Consider the following 16,613-nt stretch of genomic DNA (forward strand, 5'->3'; position numbering starts at 1 on the left):
TCGGCCCGTTGTCGTTCAGATGGCGAAACTCCTCGGTGTCACTCCCAGCCGGGCACGGCGCCACCGTCGAACAGCTCCTTGGCCTTGGCTGCCACCTCCTCGCTCTGGTAGGCCGAAACCAGTTGCTGGATCTCCTCACGCTCCTCGTCGCCCGCGCGCACAGCGATCAGGTTGACGTAGGGCGACTCGGGGCCCTCCTTGATCAGAGCGTCGTCCAGCTTCAGGCCGGCCGGCTGGGCGAAGGTATTGTTGATGAAGGCCAGGTCGACGTCCTGCAGCACGCGTGGCAGCTGGGCTGCCTCGATCTCGCGGAACTGGAAATCATGCGGATTCTCGACCACGTTGACCGGCGTGGCTTCGAGGTTCTCGTGATCGTCAAGCTCGATCAGGCCGGCGTTGTGCATCAGGATCATCGCGCGGCCGCCGTTGGTAGGGTCGTTGGGCAGGGCGATGATGGCGCCTTCCGGCAGCTCCTCGATGCTGTCGTGCTTCTCGGAGTAGGCGCCGATCGGATAGACGAAGGTGCGTCCGGCCACGGCCAGATCATAGTCGCGATCGTCGATCATGCTCTGCAGGTAGGGTTCGTGCTGGAAGGCATTGGCGTCGAGGCTGCCATCGGCCAGCGCCGCATTGGGCGAGACGTAGTCGGTGAACTCGATGATCTCGACCTCGAGATCGTAACGATCCTTGGCGATCTGGACCGCCACTTCCATGACTTCCGACTCCGGGCCGGACATGGTGCCGACCTTGATCGAGCGCGATTCGGCCTCGTCGTTGCCGCAGCCGGCAATCAGGCTGGCAGTGGCGAGAGTGCCGAGCAGGGTGGCGGCGCCGAGCATGCGGGTCAGGGTTGCTTGCATTGGGTCGTTCTCCTTGGATGTTGCGTCACTTGCGATCCGATTTGCGTACCAGATAATCCCCCAGGCTCTGGAAGCCCTGCACCATGACCACCAGGATGGCCACGGTGATCAGCATGATGGTGGGGTTGAAGCGGTTGTAGCCGTAGCGGATGCCCAGATCGCCCAGGCCGCCACCACCCACGGCTCCGGCCATGGCCGAATAGCTCACCAGGGTGACCACGGTAATCGTCAGCCCTGTGATGATGCCGCCACGTGCCTCCGGCAGCAGTACCTTGGTAATCACCTGGTGGGGCGTGGCACCCATCGACTGGGCAGCCTCGACCAGGCCCGGCGGTATCTCATTGAGCGCACCCTCGACCAGACGTGCGACGAAGGGAATGGCGGCGAGGGTCAGCGGCACGATAGCCGCATTGGTGCCGATGGAGGTACCGACGATGATGCGCGTAAAGGGGATAATGGCCACCATCAGAATGATGAAAGGTATCGAGCGGCCAATGTTGGTGACCATGCCCAGCACCTGGTTGAGTGCCGGACGTGCAAGGATCTGGCGCGGGCGAGTGACGTAGAGCATTACGCCCAGCGGCATGCCGAGCAGGGCCGAGATCACACCCGAGACGGCGACCATGTAGAGCGTGTCCAGGGTCGCTTGCAGGATCAGATCAATCATCGCGCTGGACATGGCCGAGCACCTCCACGTGAAGATCATGGGTTTCGAGATAGTCGATGGCGCGCCGAGTTTGCTGCGGCGTGCCCAGCAGTTCGGCGATCATCAGTCCCAAGGTGCGTTCCTGGATCGATTCCACCTTGGCCTGAAGGATGCTCACGTCCACGCCGCATTCCCGCGCCAGGCGCGAGATCAGCGGTGTGGAGACGGCGTCCCCGGAGAAGGCCAGGCGCACCACGGGATGGGTATGCTCGCCCGGTTCGACCTCGAGTCTTTCCACCAGGGCCTTGGGCGGCTCGAGCTGAAGAAAGTCGTTGAGGAACTCACGGCCGAGCCGGGTGCGCGGGGCGGTGAAGAAATCGCCCACGTCGGCCTCCTCGACCAGCTCGCCGTCCGATATCAGGCTGACCCGGTGGCAGATCGACTTGACCACTTCCATCTCGTGGGTGATCAGCAGGATGGTCAGGCCGAGCTTCTGGTTGATCTCGCGCAGCAGGGTCAGGATCGAGCCGGTTGTCTGCGGGTCCAGCGCCGAGGTCGCCTCGTCGCACAGCAGCACGCGGGGCTCGCTGGCCAGTGCTCGGGCGATGGCCACGCGCTGCTTCTGCCCGCCGGAGAGCTGGGCCGGGTACTGGCGCGCCTTGTCGGAGAGGCCGGTGAGCTCGAGCAGCGGCAGTACGCGTTCGCGAATGGCGGCGCGCTTCACGCCCATCAGCTCAAGGGGCAGGGCGACATTGTCGAAGACGTTGCGTGTCGTCAGCAGATTGAAATGCTGGAAGATCATGCCGATGCGGTGCCGCGCCTGGTTGAGCGCGGTGGAGGAGAGGTCGGTCATCTCCTGACCGTCAACGACAACGCTGCCGCTCGTCGGGCGCTCGAGCAGGTTGACACAGCGGATCAAGGTCGACTTGCCGGCGCCGGACAGGCCGATGACGCCGTGAATGCTGCCCTGGGGGACATGTAGGTCGACGTTTCTGAGCGCCTCGATCGTCCGGGACGAGGTGTCTTTTCGGTGCGCAGTGAACGGCTGCCGGCTTCTGGGGCCGGCGAGATGATAGGTCTTGGAAACGTTGCGTAGCGTGATCATCTGGCTTCCTGAGAGGCCGTTCCCGGTGAGGCGGGCGCAGCGATAGCCAGATGGATAGCCGAAAAGAAAAAAGGCCACCCTGTCGGGTGGCCATCAACGCTGGACACACCCTTTTAGCTGCACTTCACGTCGTCGGGAATGGAGTAATCCCCTTTCCCGTCGGCGTGGGCGCCCGCAATCCGGGTACAAATCGGCGCCTGAAATGTGATGGCGAATACTAGGACCATAGAGGCATGCTGTCAATGCATTGGTGTATGTTTGCACTCGTTGGTCCATTATTCAGGAAGAAATGCTATAACATGCGCTTTTCGCATGTCTTCGTTCTGTCGCGCGCGTGACCGATTGTACCCCGTGCCAATGGACGTTTCGTTGCCGAATTCTTACACTGCGGAACTCATCTACTCTCGCCCCGGCAGGGGCTGCCCAGGAGGCGTCATGTTCACAGGCATCGTGCAGGGGACGGCCGAAATCGTCGCCATCAACGAGGCGGAGGCATTCCGTACCCATGTGGTAAGCCTGCCTGAGCAGTTGCGCGAAGGCCTCGAACTCGGTGCCTCGGTGTCTCACAACGGGGTCTGCCTGACTGTCACCGCCGTCGAAGGCGAACGGGTAAGCTTCGACCTGATGCGCGAAACGCTGCGCGTGACCAATCTCGGTGCGTTGCAAGAAGGGGATCGCGTCAATATCGAACGGGCGGCGCGCTTCGGTGACGAGATCGGCGGCCATGCGATGTCCGGGCACGTCATGGCCATGGCGGAGTTGGTGGAGCTGGATCAGGCGCCCAACAACCGCCGGCTCTGGTTCGAGGTGCCCCATGCGCTGGGGCGCTTCCTGTTCGACAAGGGCTACATCGGTGTCGACGGCATCAGCCTGACGATAGGCGAGGTTCGGCGTGCCACGGTCGAGCACGGTCCACGCTTCTGCGTCGACCTGATTCCCGAGACGCTGGAGCGCACCATATTGGTCGACCGCGTACCGGGTGACCGAGTCAACATCGAGATCGACCCGCAGACCCAGGCCATCGTCGAGACGGTCGAGCGTGTGCTCGCATCGCGCGGTGGTTGATTTCTGGTTCAAATGACCGTTTCGTCAAGTCTGCGTTGGTAGCCGCGCTGGCGCCTGGCGCAGAGTTTGCTTATACAGAGCGAACCGTGCCGCGGCATGGCGTTCAGGGGCGACCTCGCATCGTCGTCAGCCTTTGGGTACCATGTGCGGCTTTTCTCGCTCCCAGGCCGATAACCAGCCCCAGTGCGCAGGAATGCCAAAAATGAAGAATCTCCTCGATAGACACTTCAAGCTGACAGAGCACAATACCAGCGTGAAGACCGAGGTCATTGCCGGGATCACCACGTTCCTGACCATGGCCTACATCATTTTCGTCAACCCCAGCATTCTCTCCGAGGCGGGGATGGATTACGGCGCGGTGTTCGTCGCGACATGCCTGGCTGCAGCCGTCGGTTGTCTGATCATGGGGCTATGGGCGAACTACCCGATCGCCCAGGCGCCCGGCATGGGGCTCAATGCCTTCTTCACCTATGGCGTCGTGCTCGGCATGGGCTACACCTGGGAGGCGGCGCTGGGTGCCGTGTTCCTTTCAGGTTTCTGCTTCTTCCTGCTCAGTATCTTCAAGATCAGGGAGTGGATCATCAACTCCATTCCACTCTCATTGCGGTTGGGGATCGCTGCAGGTATCGGTCTGTTCCTGGCCATGATCGCACTGAAGAACGCCGGCATCGTGGTAGCGAACCCGGCCACCTACGTGGCGCTCGGCGACCTCTCCGAGCCCGCTGCCATTTATGCACTGCTGGGCTTCTTCGCCATCACCGCCATGGCATACCTCAACGTCACCGGAGCGGTGATGATCGGTATCATCGGCGTGACCGTGGTGGCGATTCTGCTCGGGCATAATGAGTACGGCGGGCTGATGTCGATGCCGCCTTCCATTGCGCCGACCTTCATGGCGATGGATCTCGCGGGTGCACTCGATGTGGCCATGCTCAGCGTGATCTTCGCCTTCCTGTTCGTCGATCTGTTCGATACCTCCGGTACGCTGGTGGGCGTGGCCCACAAGGGTGGTTTGCTCGACAAGGATGGCAAGCTGCCGCGCCTGGGTCGCGCGATGATGGCCGACAGTAGTGCCTCCATGGCAGGTGCCGTGCTGGGTACCTCGACCACTACCAGCTACATCGAGTCCACCGCCGGTATCGTCTCGGGCGGTCGTACCGGGCTGACTGCCGTGGTAGTGGCCGCGCTGTTCCTGATCAGCCTGTTTTTCGCACCGTTGGCGGGCTCGATCCCGGCCTATGCCACGGCTGGTGCACTGCTCTACGTCGCGGTGCTGATGGCCGGTAGCCTGGCCCACGCCAACTGGGACGACCCGACCGATGCCGCCCCGGTATTGATTGCCGCGCTGGCCATGCCGCTGACCTTCTCCATCGCCGAAGGCATTGCGCTGGGCTTCATCAGCTACGCTGCTATCAAGACCCTCTCCGGCCGCTTCCGTGACCTGAACCCGGCCGTGGTCATACTGGCGATTCTGTTCGTATTGAAGTTCCTGTTCCTAGACTGACACTTCCTCACCGAGAGCTGCGATGAGCATTTACGGCGACTACATCAAGTCCGTGATCCGAACCGTCCCCGACTGGCCGCAGCAGGGGGTAAATTTCCGCGACATCACCCCGCTGCTGCAGAACAGCTCGGCCTTCCGCAAGCTGATTGACAGCTTCGTGCATCGCTACCAGGACATGGAGCTGGATGCGATCGCTGCCATCGACGCGCGGGGCTTCATCATCGGGGCGCCGGTTGCCTACGAGCTGGGCTGCAGCTTCGTGCCGGTACGCAAGAAGGGCAAGCTGCCATTTCGCACTATCAGCGAGACCTACACGCTCGAGTACGGGCAGTCCGAGGTGGAGCTGCATTCCGATGCATTTCGCCAGGGTGACAGGATCCTGATCATGGATGATCTGATCGCCACCGGCGGTACCATGCTGGCCGCCGCCAAGCTCATTACTCGCTCGGGTGGCCAAGTGGTCGAGACCGCTACCATCATCGACCTGCCCGAGATCGGCGGGTCGTCCAGGATTCGCGAGGCCGGTTTCGGCGTCTTTGCGGTCTGTTCCTTCAATGAGGACGAGTGACACCACCATGAGCAACGCCCGTTATCATCAGCACTTCACCGTTTCCTGGGATCAGTTGCATCGAGACGTGCGCGAACTCTGTCACCGCCTGGTCGAGCGCGACTTCAAGGGCATCGTGGCAATTACCCGGGGCGGTCTGATTCCGGCGGCCCTGTTCGCTCGCGAGCTCAATGTCCGACTGATCGATACCGTCTGCATCAGCAGCTACGACCACATGGACCAGGGTGGGCTGGAAGTCATGAAGGGCGTGGATCATGACGGTGACGGCTGGCTGCTGGTCGATGATCTGGTCGATACCGGCAAGACGGCGCGCAAGGTGCGCGAGATGCTGCCCAAGGCGCACTTCGTCACCGTCTACGCCAAGCCGGAGGGGCGGCCGCTGGTCGATCAGTACCTGACCGAGGTGGCTCAGGACTGCTGGATCCAGTTTCCATGGGACATGGGGGTCGCCTACGTCGAGCCCCTGGTCGATCAGGTCAAGCGATAAGCGAGTCGAGCGCACCATGAACTGTCCATTACCGGAGAGCTGGCAGCGCTGGCTGGGGGGCGAGTTCGAGGCCTCATACATGCAAGCGCTGCGTGATTTCCTGGCTGCTGAGAAGTCGGCCAGGAAGGTCATCTATCCTCACTCCACGAACTGGTTTCGGGCGTTCGAACTGACGCCACTGGAGCGGGTCAAGGTGGTCATCCTGGGCCAGGACCCCTACCACGGCCCCAACCAGGCCCATGGGTTGTGCTTCTCGGTGATGCCCGGGGTGGCAACGCCGCCGTCGCTGGTCAATATCTACAAGGAATTGGTCGCCGACGTCGGCTTCCAACCGGTCGATCATGGCAATCTCGAGTACTGGGCGCGTCAGGGCGTGCTGTTGCTCAACACCTCGTTAACGGTAGAGCAGGGCAATGCCGGTTCGCATCGCGGCAAGGGCTGGGAACCCTTCACCGACCGTGCCATCGAGGTCGTCAATGCCCATGCCGAGCCCTGCGTGTTTCTGCTGTGGGGTAGCCATGCCAGGCAGAAGAAGGCGCTGATTGATACGTCGCGACACCTGGTGCTGGAATCGCCTCATCCTTCGCCGCTCTCGGCGCACAGAGGCTTCTTCGGCAATCGCCATTTTTCCCGGGCCAATGCGTTCCTCGTGGCAAACGGACGCGAGCCAATCGATTGGCAGCTTCCCGCGATACCTGAAGCTGCGCCTTAACCTCTCTACGGGATGAGGGTAAAATGACGCGCGATTCGTCCCGGCAATGAAAGAGTCATTCCACCCCCACGCCAAGAGGTCCTTCATGAGCGTCCACGCCATTCAACATCCGCTGGTCCAGCACAAGCTGGGTCTGATGCGTGAAGCCGGCATCAGCACCAAGAGCTTTCGTGAGCTGGCCGGTGAGCTGGCCAAGCTGCTCACCTACGAGGCGACCCAGGATCTGGAGCTGGAAGAGCAGGCTATCGACGGCTGGAGCGGTGAGCCGATTCCGGTAAAGCTGCTCAAGGGCAAGAAAGTGACCATCGTGCCGATCCTGCGTGCCGGGCTCGGCATGCTCGACGGCGTGACCGACCTGATCCCGAGTGCACGGATCAGCGTGGTGGGGCTCTATCGTGACGAGGAGACGCTGCAGCCGGTGCCCTATTTCGCCAAGTTCGCCGGCGATCTGGACGAGCGCATGGCCATCGTCATCGACCCCATGCTGGCGACCGGCGGCACCATGGTGGCGACGCTCGATATGCTGCGCGAACGCGGCTGCCAGCAGATGAAAGTGATCGTTCTGGTGGCGGCTCCCGAAGGCATCAAGCGGGTGCAGGATGCCTATCCCGACATCGAGATCTATACCGCCGCCGTCGACGACCACCTCGATGAGCACGGCTATATCGTGCCGGGACTGGGCGACGCGGGCGACAAGATATTCGGCACGAGGTGATTTTTGCCATCAACCTGCCTGCGCTCGGCGAGGTTAATTGGCAAAAACGGCAAGATGCTGCCCCTGAGATCGTAATCCAGGGGCGTTTTTCTGGGCAGGATGCCTTCATTCGATCAACGACACAAAAGAAGGATAGCTTCCCATGAGCGAACACGTGGCGGCTGCGCAGGCGCCGACTGAATCCCTGCCCAGGATTCTCCTGACCGGGGCGCAGATGCTCTTCGTCGCCTTTGGCGCCTTGGTGCTGGTGCCGCTGCTGACCGGGCTCGACCCCAGTGTGGCGCTGTTCACTGCCGGGATCGGGACCCTGCTGTTCCACGGCGTGACCCGGGTCACCGTGCCGGTCTTCCTGGCCTCGTCGTTTGCCTTCATCGCGCCGATCCAGGGCTCGGTGGCCAACTTCGGCGTGCCCGCCACCATGGGAGGGCTGATGGCGGCGGGGCTGGTCTACGTGGCAATCTCCCAGGCGGTGCGCATGAAGGGCACGGCCTGGTTGCACCGCCTGCTGCCGCCGGTAGTGGTGGGACCGGTGATCATGGTGATCGGCCTCGCGTTGGCCCCGGTAGCGGTGAGCATGGCTACCGGTGAGACCAGCGACCATATCGACTATGGGCCTGCCATACTGCTGTCGATGGCCAGCCTGCTGGTCACGCTGGTACTGGCCGTTTTCGGGCGTGGCCTGCTGCGGCTGGTGCCGATCATGGGCGGTATTCTGGTGGGCTATGGCATGGCGCTGATGATGGGCCTGGTGGACTTCACGCCGGTGCATGAGGCGGCATGGCTGGCCGTGCCCGCGTTTACCGCGCCGAGTTTCCACTGGGCGGCGATCCTGTTCATGATTCCGGTGGCCATTGCGCCTGCCGTCGAACACATCGGTGACATGATCGCCATCGGCTCGGTCACCCGCCAGAACTACCTGGAGAAACCGGGGCTGCACCGCACCCTGCTGGGCGACGGGTTGGCGACTTCCGCCGCGGCGCTGTTCGGCGGTCCGCCCAACACTACCTACTCGGAGGTGACCGGGGCAGTAACGCTGACGCGGGCATTCGATCCCAGGATCATGGTGGTAGCCGCCTGCTGCGCCGTCGGACTGGCCTTCGTCGCCAAGCTCGGCGCGTTGCTGCAGACCATTCCCGGTCCGGTGATGGGGGGTATCATGACCCTGCTGTTCGGCTCCATCGCGGTGGTGGGTATGAATACCCTGGTTCGCGCCGGGCATTCGCTGACCGCGCCGCGCAACTTGGTCGTGGTGTCGTTGATCCTGGTGTTCGGCATCGGCGGCATGCAGTTCGGTGGCGGACAGTTCACGCTGCAGGGTGTGAGCCTGGCGGCGCTGGTGGGCATCGTACTCAACTGGGTGCTGCCCCGCGCCGAGGAGGAGTGACATAGCTTCGTTTGAAAAGTCGGCGAGCGCAGCCAGTTTTCGAAGCTAGCTATGATGCTGCTCCCTGCCACCTTCAGAGAAGGTCGGCGGGGAGTTGGCACTGACGATGACGCACTCCTCATCGCTGACGTTGCGGAAGCGGTGGGGCAGGCGTGAGTCGAAGTAGTAGGCGTCGCCGGCGCGTAGCAGGCGTGCTTCGCCGGCTACGGTGAGTTCGATCTCGCCTTCCACCACTACGCCACCTTCCTCACCGTCGTGCTCGAGCATTTCATCGCCGGTGTCGGCTCCGGGCGGGTAACGCTCGTGGATGATCGACATGCTGCGATCGGGGCGGCGTGCCGCCACCAGACGCCATGACAGGTGGCCGTCGCCTATTTCGGTGAGCTCGGCGGCAGGGTAGAAGGCACGCGGTGCGGAGGGCTCGTCGCCGGCGAAGAAGGCGCTGATCGATACCGGCAAGGCATCGAGGATCTTCTTCAGTGAGCTTACCGAAGGGCTGACGCTGTTCTGCTCGATCAGCGAGATGGTGCTGTTGGTGACGCCGGCTCGTTTGGCCAGCTCTCGTTGGGACAATTTGCGCGCCTTGCGTAATTCGCGCAGGCGGGTCCCCACATCAAATCCATCCATCGTCAGGTCCAGGGTCGTTCGATTTGTTTGACACATGATACCTGCTGTCGCCTCCATGTATAAGATGATCCGGATCATGGCAGGCGGGCGATTGGCTTAATGGCCATGGCACCGGCGTGCCGGCTAAGGCATCATGGAGGATATGTCCGATCGACCCGCCAGCGTACCGAACCCACTGACCGATGTTACCGGCCTGATTCTGGCCGGTGGTCAGGGTCGTCGCATGGGCGGCCGCGACAAAGGGCTGGAGTCGTTGGGAGGTGTTTCGCTGGCTGCTCATGTTCGTGAGCGCCTGGCGGGCAGGGTCGCCGAGGTGCTGATCAGTGCCAATCGCCATCTCGAGCGCTACCGGTGCCTTGCCGATCGAGTCGTGATTGACGCCGAAGGCGGCTTCCAGGGGCCACTGATGGGGATCTACAGTGGCCTGCGTGCGGCCACCACGCCCTGGGTGCTGGTCGTACCCTGCGATACGCCGGAACTGCCGTCAGAACTAGTGGACAGGATGGTGGCTGGAGTCGGTCACCATCGTATCGCCGTGGCTCATGACGGTGAGCGCTTGCATCCGGTCGTGGTACTGCTGGAGCGAGCGCTGGCGGATGACCTGCATGCCGCCCTTGCGGCGGGAGAGCGCAAGGTCGGCCGCTGGTACGAGCGTCACGCCTGGACCCGCGTGGATTTCAGCGATTGCCCCGAAGCTTTCGGCAATCTCAATAGCGAAGAGGACAAGCGGCGCCTTGAGACGCGCCTTGACGAGGAGAGACGCCCCTGATGTCACAACCTCAGCATGCCCCACTGAGCCTCGACGTTGCCTTGCCGCTGCTCGGCATTGCCGCCTGGAGCGGGACCGGCAAGACCACGCTGCTCGAGAAGCTGTTGCCGCGCCTTACGGCACGTGGGTTGCATACGGCGGTGATCAAGCATGCCCACCACGGTTTCGACGTCGATCAGCCGGGCAAGGACAGCCATCGCCTGCGCCAGGCGGGGGCCGCGCCGATGTTGGTTGCCTCCCGGGCCAGGTGGGCCATGATGATGGAAACGCCCGAGCAAGAAGAGGCTGACCTTGCGCAGCTGATCGAGACGCTACGCCCCCAGCGCCCGGACCTGGTACTGGTGGAGGGCTTCAAGGCATGGCCCATGCCCAAGCTCGAGCTCTATCGCGAAGAGGTCGGCAAGACGCTGCGCGTGGCTGAAGATCCTTGGGTCAAGGCAGTGGCCAGTCAGCCGCCACTCAATGTGCCGGCCGGTGTCGATTGGCTCGATCTGGACGATCTGGAGGGCATCGCCGAGTGGGTTGCCGCCTGGCCGTCGCGCTGGCCGGAAGAGCGGGTGCCGCGATGCTTGAATTGATCTACTGTCCTGCTTCGAACCTGTATCCGAACAACTGAATCCGAGGCTGCCTCACATGAGTCTGACCCATCTCAACCAGCGCGGCGAGGCCCACATGGTCGACGTCGCCGACAAGGCCGAAAGTCGCCGCGAGGCGATTGCTTCCGGTCATATCCAGATGAAGCCTGAAACGCTGACACTGCTCAGCGAAGGCGGGCTGCCCAAGGGCGACGTACTGGCGACTGCGCGTATCGCCGGCATCCAGGCCGCCAAGCGAACCCATGAGCTGATTCCGCTGTGCCATGCGTTGCCACTGTCGAAGGTGGCGATCGACTTTTGCCTGGACGAGGAGAATCACCGGGTCGAAGTGATTGCCACCTGCCGCCTCAACGGCCGTACCGGGGTGGAAATGGAGGCGCTGACAGCGGTCTCGGTGGCTTGCCTGACGCTCTATGACATGTGCAAGGCCGTGGACAAGGAGATGGAGATCGGTGCCATTCACCTCGATGTCAAGCGTGGCGGAAAATCGGGCGACTATCAGCGCCAGTCAAGCGTAACAGCAGCTCCGATCGTCACCGGAGAAGGCACCGCGGGCCAGGTGTCGGTGGGCACTCGCTGCGATATCGACTCGCCTTGCGTCCGGGTAAAATTTCTCGCCGAGTTACGTGAACGGCTCGGCGTCAGCGAGCTGACCCTGCCGCTCGACACGCTGCCGAGCACCGACGTCGGTGGGTTGAAGAGCGCGCTGTTGAAGCGCGATGCGCGCTTTGCACGACTGAGCGAGGAACGGGTGCTGTGCGCGGTGAATCAAGTCATGGCGCTGGATCCGACGCCGATTACCAACGACGATGAAGTGGCATTCTTCCCACCGGTAACGGGAGGCTGAGCGGCATGATCCGGGTACAGGAGGCGCCCTTCGATGCCGGTAGTGAACAACGCCAGCTGCTGGAAGGACGTTCGGACATCGGGGCAGTCGTCAGCTTCACCGGGCTGGTGCGCGACTTCAACGAGCGCCCCGACGTAAGCGCGCTGACGCTTGAACACTACCCTGGCATGACGGAATCGGCCCTGGGGGAGATCGTGGCGGAAGCCGAGTCGCGCTGGCCGCTTCAGGGGATACGCGTCATCCACCGGGTTGGACGCCTTTCCCCGGGAGAGCCTATCGTGTTGGTAGTGGTCGCCAGTGCTCACCGCCGCGCGGCCTTCGAAGCCTGCGACTTCATCATGGATTACCTGAAGACCCGTGCCCCTTTTTGGAAAAAGGAGCATAGCATCACCGGGGACTACTGGGTTGCCGAGCGCGATTCGGACCACCGGGATGCCAGCCGCTGGGAGAGCGATGATGACAAAATTCCCTGAGACCTTGCCGTCCGAATTGGTCGATGGCTTCGGCAGAAGAGTTCGCTATGTGCGGATCTCCGTCACCGATCGCTGCGATTTTCGTTGCGTCTACTGCATGAGCGAAGAAATGACCTTCCTTCCTCGAGCGCAAATCCTGACGATCGAAGAACTAGGCATGGTAGCACGGGCGTTCGTAGAAATGGGGGTGGAGAAAATCCGCTTGACCGGCGGCGAACCCCTCGTGCGGCGTGGTATCGACCAGCTGATCGAGCAGACCAGCGAGCTGCAAGGGCTGCGCGACCTTGCCATGACCACCAACGGGGCTGGGTTGGTCAAGCACGCCAGGCGCCTCCGTGATGCTGGCCTGGGCCGGCTCAATATCAGCCTCGATACCCTCGACCCGCAGCGCTTTCGCCAGTTGACACGTACCGGCGACCTCGAACAGGTGCTGGGTGGGCTGCGTGCGGCGCGTGAAGCCGGCTTCGAGCACATCAAGCTCAATGCCGTAATACTCAAGGGGCGCAATGATGACGAAGTGCTCGACCTAGTGGAATTCGCCAGGTCCGAAGGCGTCGACCTGAGTTTTATCGAAGAGATGCCGCTGGGCGATGTGTCCGATCACTCCCGCGCCGAGACTTTCTGCTCGAGCGATGACGTGAAGGCCTTGATCGAAGAACGCCACGAGCTGATTCCCACCGCCGAATCAACGCTTGGTCCTTCGCGCTATTACCGTATGGTCGATAGTGACAGCCGCATCGGTTTCATTTCTCCCCATAGCCATAACTTCTGCGCTAGCTGCAACCGTGTGCGTGTCACTGCAGAAGGTCGTTTGTTGCTATGTCTGGGCAATGAGCACTCCGTCGATTTGCGTGCCGTGCTGCGCCAGTATCCCGGCGACATCGATGCCTTGAAGCGCGCTATCGTCGCAGCTCTGCCGCTCAAGCCCGAGCGTCATCATTTTACTACCGATGGCGATGTACAGATCGTTCGCTTCATGAACATGACCGGTGGCTGAGCACCAATAAGAAGACCACTTTCTCCTCGCCTTCTTACATTTTAATCGGCCTTGCGTTGGAAAGGGCTTTTCTTGCCAATTCGGCAATTCGGCATATACTTTTGACGAGTGAGCCTTATGGCTGACTCGTTGTTTTCTTGCATGGAGGAGGCCAATGTCCAGCGAAACCCTGGAGCGCATCGCCCGTAACAAGAACGTGGCTCGTGCCGCGGCTCGCCAGCTGAGCATGGAACAGCTGCATAAGCTGTCCGATGTGATCGGCGAGGTCATCGAGCAGAAAAACGAAGAGGAGAAGCTCCGCAAAAAGGAAGAAGCGGACAAGGAAAAGAAACTGGCTGAGATCCGCGAGGCCATGACTGATGCCGGTCTCTCCGTGGAAGATCTCGTGGGAGAACAGCCGCGCCGTCGACGTGGTCGTCCGCCCAAGAATGCCAGCGGTTCGTGAGCCGTCAGGGCACGAATCGTCTGCTCGTGCAAATCGGGTCGGGGGTAATGCATGGGGCATCACCCCCGATCTGCTGACTTCACCTTGCTTTTGTTTTCTACCGCGCTTGATCCAAAGGTTCAGCGGTAGGCAGGCACCTCCACGGCAATCAACTGGAGGTGAACATCCGGTAATTGACGCAGGTGCTGCCCCAGCCAGGAAGTAATGAGGGGCTGCAGGGCGGTACGAAGTTCAGCCAGTGTTTCCGCCTCGACTTCCTCCAGGCGCTCGTCGAGCCAATCGGTAAAGCTATCTTCATCCATGGCGCTGACTCGGTGAGCATCCATCATGAGTCTTCCGATACGCGTCCAGCCGGTCCTTGTCGCGGCGACCGAAAGGGCGAGATGTAGGATGCCATGGCGTGACGATCCTCGCTCCGCCGTTAGCCCTGGCAGTGGAGTGACTGCGTTCTGGCTGACGATGCAGGGGCGCTGCGGATGACGCGATTCCAGGCTTAGTCCATCCCCGTCGAGCCGAATCAGATCGCCATTCACCGGTGCCAGCGGTGCCTGTATGCCCATCGATTCCGCCAGCTCCTGATGTACCTGCTGGTGACGGCGTTCGCCATGAACAGGCAGTAGGTGACGCGGCTTTATCCAGCCGTAGAAGGTGCATAGCTCATCTTGGGCGGGGTGGCCAGAGGCGTGCAGCTCGGGATGATTGAATTCATCCCATATCGCAATGTCGAGATGGCTCAGGGCATGCTTGAGGCGCTCGATCTGGCGCTCGTTACCGGGGATTGCCTTGGCCGAGAAAATGACGGTATCGCCCGCCATCAGCTCGAAGCTGTGGTGCCGGCCGTTGGCCAGGCGGCTGAGGGCGGCACGTGGCTCGCCCTGGCTGCCGGTAGCTATGACCAGAACTTCTTCCGGCGGGAGATAACCAAGGTCGCTTACCGGTACCAGTGCTGGCATGTCGTCCAGGTAGCCTAGGCCACGAGCCACCGCCACCATGCGCTCCATGGCCCGGCCCATCAGGCTGACCCGGCGTCCGCAGCGTTCGGCGGCACGGGCCACGGCCAATACTCGGGCCAAGTTGCTGGCGAAGCACGTCACCACGACGCGTCCCGCACATTGGGCCAAGCGACTCTCGAGGGCCCTGGCCACTTCACCTTCGCTGCGCGAATGGCCCGGCATGGGAGCGTTGGTGGAATCCCCGACCACGAGATCGACCGGAGCGAGGGCACGAAACAGCGAACCCTTTATTGGCGCCCCGATCAAGGGCTCCGGGTCGAGCTTCCAGTCACCGGTATGCAGCACTCGGTAGTCGCCGGCGGCGATCAGCAGGGCGCAGCTTTCCGGTATCGAGTGGGTCAATGGCAGGTAGCGCAGTGTAAAAGGGCCGCTCTCCAAGGCCTCGCCAGGCTCGATCACCTGGATGGCATCGGTGCTCAGGCCGCGCTCATGGAACTTGGCCCGCAGCAGGCCGGCAGCCAGCGGTGTGGCATAGACGGGGCATTGCCATCTGGGCCACAACCAGGCGACAGCACCGATATGGTCCTCGTGACCATGGGTAATGGCAAGGGCCATCGGTTGTATGCCGAGTGCTTCGGGGGTCTCCAGGCTCGGTACTTGCAGCGGCGTTTCCGGTAGATCCTGGCGAATCATCATGCCGCAATCGACGGCAATCCATTCGTTCTCGTGCCCGTAGAGTCCCAGGTTCATGCCGATCTCGCCGCAGCCCCCCAATGGCAGAAAATGAAGCGGGGAACGGCGGCGGGGACGTATGGTGGCTTGAGTCGAATGCATCGGCAAATCATGACCAGACAATGGAAACTTCACTATACGGCAACGTCGCGACTCACCACAATGCGATGCCGGTAGTGAGTGGCGGAGTTGGACGTTGGACGTGTCCCGGGTCTGATGAGTTCGCTACAATGCCTGCTTCCTTGAATAACGTCCGCACCAGGTTGGGCCCATGTCTCACTATTATCGTCTCGTCGTTTCCTGCCCCGATCGCCGCGGCATCGTGGCTCGCGTTTCCGGTTTCATCGCCGGCCACGGTGGTTCCATCACGGAGGCGAGCCAGCACTCCGACCTGGAAGCCGGGCGCTTCTTCATGCGTTACGAAATACTCACCGATTCCATCGGCATGACTGCCGGCGAGCTGAAGGAGGCTTTCGAGCCGGTAGCCCGTGAATTCGACATGGATTGGGCGCTACGCGATACGCGTCGACGGCCGCGGGTAGTGATCCTGGCTTCGCGCGAGTCACACTGCTTGGTCGACCTGCTTTATCGTTGGACGGCAGGGGAGCTGGAGGGCGATATCGTCGGCGTCATCTCGAATCACGACGACATGCGCAGCATGGTCGAGTGGCATGGCCTGCCGTATCACCACGTGCCGGTTGGCGATGACAAGAGTGCGGCTTTCGACGAAGTGGAGCGGCATGTCGAAGCGCTGGAAGCCGATAGCGTAGTGCTGGCCCGCTACATGCAGATCCTGCCGCCGCGAATCTGCCAGCGCTATGCCGGCAGGGTGATCAATATCCACCACAGCTTCCTGCCGTCGTTTGCCGGTGCAAGGCCTTACCACCAGGCGCACTCGCGAGGGGTCAAGCTGATCGGTGCCACCTGTCACTACGTGACCGAGGAACTCGATGCCGGGCCGATCATCGAACAGGACATACACCGCGTGAGTCACTGCCATACGCCACAGGACCTGGTCCGTTTCGGCCGCGATGTGGAGAAGGCGGTACTGGCACGCGGTTTGCGCTGGCATCTGGAGGATCGGGTGCTGATTCACGGCAACAAGACCGTTGTCTTTGCCTGACGCCG

19 protein-coding genes are annotated in these 16,613 nt (G+C 62.0%); 14 read left to right on the top strand and 5 right to left on the bottom strand.

Annotated features, from left to right (window positions below; genetic code table 11):
- Positions 1 to 38 precede the first annotated feature (38 nt).
- The 3 genes from HNO52_RS09185 to HNO52_RS09195 are packed head-to-tail and all read right to left on the bottom strand — an operon-like array spanning position 39 to position 2,611.
- Positions 39 to 860 carry a MetQ/NlpA family ABC transporter substrate-binding protein gene (locus HNO52_RS09185; RefSeq protein ID WP_197568828.1) on the bottom strand — a complete coding sequence of 274 codons (822 nt, stop codon included), beginning with the start codon at positions 858 to 860 and terminating at the stop codon, positions 39 to 41.
- 25 nt (positions 861 to 885) lie between these two features.
- A complete protein-coding gene (locus HNO52_RS09190; protein ID WP_197568829.1) occupies positions 886 to 1,539 on the bottom strand; it encodes a methionine ABC transporter permease in 654 nt (217 codons plus the stop codon).
- Positions 1,520 to 2,611 carry a methionine ABC transporter ATP-binding protein gene (locus HNO52_RS09195; RefSeq protein ID WP_197568830.1) on the bottom strand — a complete coding sequence of 364 codons (1,092 nt, stop codon included), beginning with the start codon at positions 2,609 to 2,611 and terminating at the stop codon, positions 1,520 to 1,522. Before HNO52_RS09195 ends, HNO52_RS09190 begins: the two co-directional genes overlap by 20 nt.
- Before the next feature lie 435 nt (positions 2,612 to 3,046).
- Between HNO52_RS09195 and HNO52_RS09200 the strand changes: the two genes are divergently transcribed.
- The 7 genes from HNO52_RS09200 to HNO52_RS09230 all read left to right on the top strand — a co-directional run bounded on the left by HNO52_RS09200 (position 3,047) and on the right by HNO52_RS09230 (position 9,046).
- A complete protein-coding gene (locus HNO52_RS09200; protein ID WP_197568831.1) occupies positions 3,047 to 3,676 on the top strand; it encodes a riboflavin synthase subunit alpha in 630 nt (209 codons plus the stop codon).
- A 202-nt stretch (positions 3,677 to 3,878) separates the two neighbouring features.
- On the top strand, positions 3,879 to 5,180 hold the full coding sequence (locus tag HNO52_RS09205) for an NCS2 family permease (RefSeq protein WP_197568832.1): 1,302 nt from the start codon (positions 3,879 to 3,881) through the stop codon (positions 5,178 to 5,180).
- A 22-nt stretch (positions 5,181 to 5,202) separates the two neighbouring features.
- Positions 5,203 to 5,748, top strand: a complete 546-nt coding sequence (locus HNO52_RS09210) for an adenine phosphoribosyltransferase (protein ID WP_197568833.1) — start codon at positions 5,203 to 5,205, stop codon at positions 5,746 to 5,748.
- 7 nt (positions 5,749 to 5,755) lie between these two features.
- The gene (gpt, locus tag HNO52_RS09215; RefSeq protein WP_197568834.1) at positions 5,756 to 6,235 is read left to right on the top strand and encodes a xanthine phosphoribosyltransferase; all 480 of its coding nucleotides are present in this window, start codon (positions 5,756 to 5,758) and stop codon (positions 6,233 to 6,235) included.
- 16 nt (positions 6,236 to 6,251) lie between these two features.
- Positions 6,252 to 6,947 carry a uracil-DNA glycosylase gene (gene ung, locus HNO52_RS09220; protein WP_197568835.1) on the top strand — a complete coding sequence of 232 codons (696 nt, stop codon included), beginning with the start codon at positions 6,252 to 6,254 and terminating at the stop codon, positions 6,945 to 6,947.
- 85 nt (positions 6,948 to 7,032) lie between these two features.
- Entirely contained in the window at positions 7,033 to 7,662 is a 630-nt protein-coding gene (upp, locus tag HNO52_RS09225; RefSeq protein ID WP_197568836.1) for a uracil phosphoribosyltransferase, read from the top strand.
- Positions 7,663 to 7,804: 142 nt separating this feature from the next.
- On the top strand, positions 7,805 to 9,046 hold the full coding sequence (locus tag HNO52_RS09230) for a uracil-xanthine permease family protein (RefSeq protein ID WP_197568837.1): 1,242 nt from the start codon (positions 7,805 to 7,807) through the stop codon (positions 9,044 to 9,046).
- A 45-nt stretch (positions 9,047 to 9,091) separates the two neighbouring features.
- On the opposite strand, the gene HNO52_RS09235 is transcribed toward HNO52_RS09230, so the two are convergent.
- Positions 9,092 to 9,673 (bottom strand): cupin domain-containing protein, encoded by a 582-nt coding sequence (locus tag HNO52_RS09235; RefSeq protein WP_197568838.1) that lies wholly within the window; start codon positions 9,671 to 9,673, stop codon positions 9,092 to 9,094.
- 142 nt (positions 9,674 to 9,815) lie between these two features.
- Here HNO52_RS09235 and mobA point away from each other — a divergent pair, with 142 nt between their 5' ends.
- The 6 genes from mobA (at position 9,816) to HNO52_RS09265 (ending at position 13,800) form a co-directional block, all read left to right on the top strand.
- Entirely contained in the window at positions 9,816 to 10,442 is a 627-nt protein-coding gene (mobA, locus tag HNO52_RS09240; protein WP_197568839.1) for a molybdenum cofactor guanylyltransferase MobA, read from the top strand.
- Complete coding sequence (gene mobB / locus HNO52_RS09245) at positions 10,442 to 11,020, top strand: molybdopterin-guanine dinucleotide biosynthesis protein B (protein WP_197568840.1); 579 nt, start codon at positions 10,442 to 10,444, stop codon at positions 11,018 to 11,020. Before mobA ends, mobB begins: the two co-directional genes overlap by 1 nt.
- 55 nt (positions 11,021 to 11,075) lie before the next feature.
- Positions 11,076 to 11,885 carry a cyclic pyranopterin monophosphate synthase MoaC gene (moaC, locus tag HNO52_RS09250; protein ID WP_197568841.1) on the top strand — a complete coding sequence of 270 codons (810 nt, stop codon included), beginning with the start codon at positions 11,076 to 11,078 and terminating at the stop codon, positions 11,883 to 11,885.
- Positions 11,886 to 11,890: 5 nt separating this feature from the next.
- Positions 11,891 to 12,358 (top strand): molybdopterin synthase catalytic subunit MoaE, encoded by a 468-nt coding sequence (gene moaE / locus HNO52_RS09255; protein WP_197568842.1) that lies wholly within the window; start codon positions 11,891 to 11,893, stop codon positions 12,356 to 12,358.
- Positions 12,342 to 13,355, top strand: a complete 1,014-nt coding sequence (gene moaA, locus HNO52_RS09260; RefSeq protein ID WP_442907168.1) for a GTP 3',8-cyclase MoaA — start codon at positions 12,342 to 12,344, stop codon at positions 13,353 to 13,355. Before moaE ends, moaA begins: the two co-directional genes overlap by 17 nt.
- 154 nt (positions 13,356 to 13,509) lie before the next feature.
- A complete protein-coding gene (locus tag HNO52_RS09265) occupies positions 13,510 to 13,800 on the top strand; it encodes an H-NS family histone-like protein (RefSeq protein ID WP_197568843.1) in 291 nt (96 codons plus the stop codon).
- A gap of 119 nt (positions 13,801 to 13,919) precedes the next feature.
- On the opposite strand, the gene HNO52_RS09270 is transcribed toward HNO52_RS09265, so the two are convergent.
- Positions 13,920 to 15,503 (bottom strand): ribonuclease J, encoded by a 1,584-nt coding sequence (locus tag HNO52_RS09270; protein WP_197569164.1) that lies wholly within the window; start codon positions 15,501 to 15,503, stop codon positions 13,920 to 13,922.
- Between the two features lie 253 nt (positions 15,504 to 15,756).
- Between HNO52_RS09270 and purU the strand changes: the two genes are divergently transcribed.
- The gene (purU, locus tag HNO52_RS09275; protein WP_197568844.1) at positions 15,757 to 16,608 is read left to right on the top strand and encodes a formyltetrahydrofolate deformylase; all 852 of its coding nucleotides are present in this window, start codon (positions 15,757 to 15,759) and stop codon (positions 16,606 to 16,608) included.
- Positions 16,609 to 16,613: the final 5 nt, after the last annotated feature.

The sequence above is a fragment of the Halomonas sp. MCCC 1A13316 genome (assembly GCF_014931605.1).
Taxonomy (GTDB): Bacteria; Pseudomonadota; Gammaproteobacteria; order Pseudomonadales; family Halomonadaceae; genus Halomonas.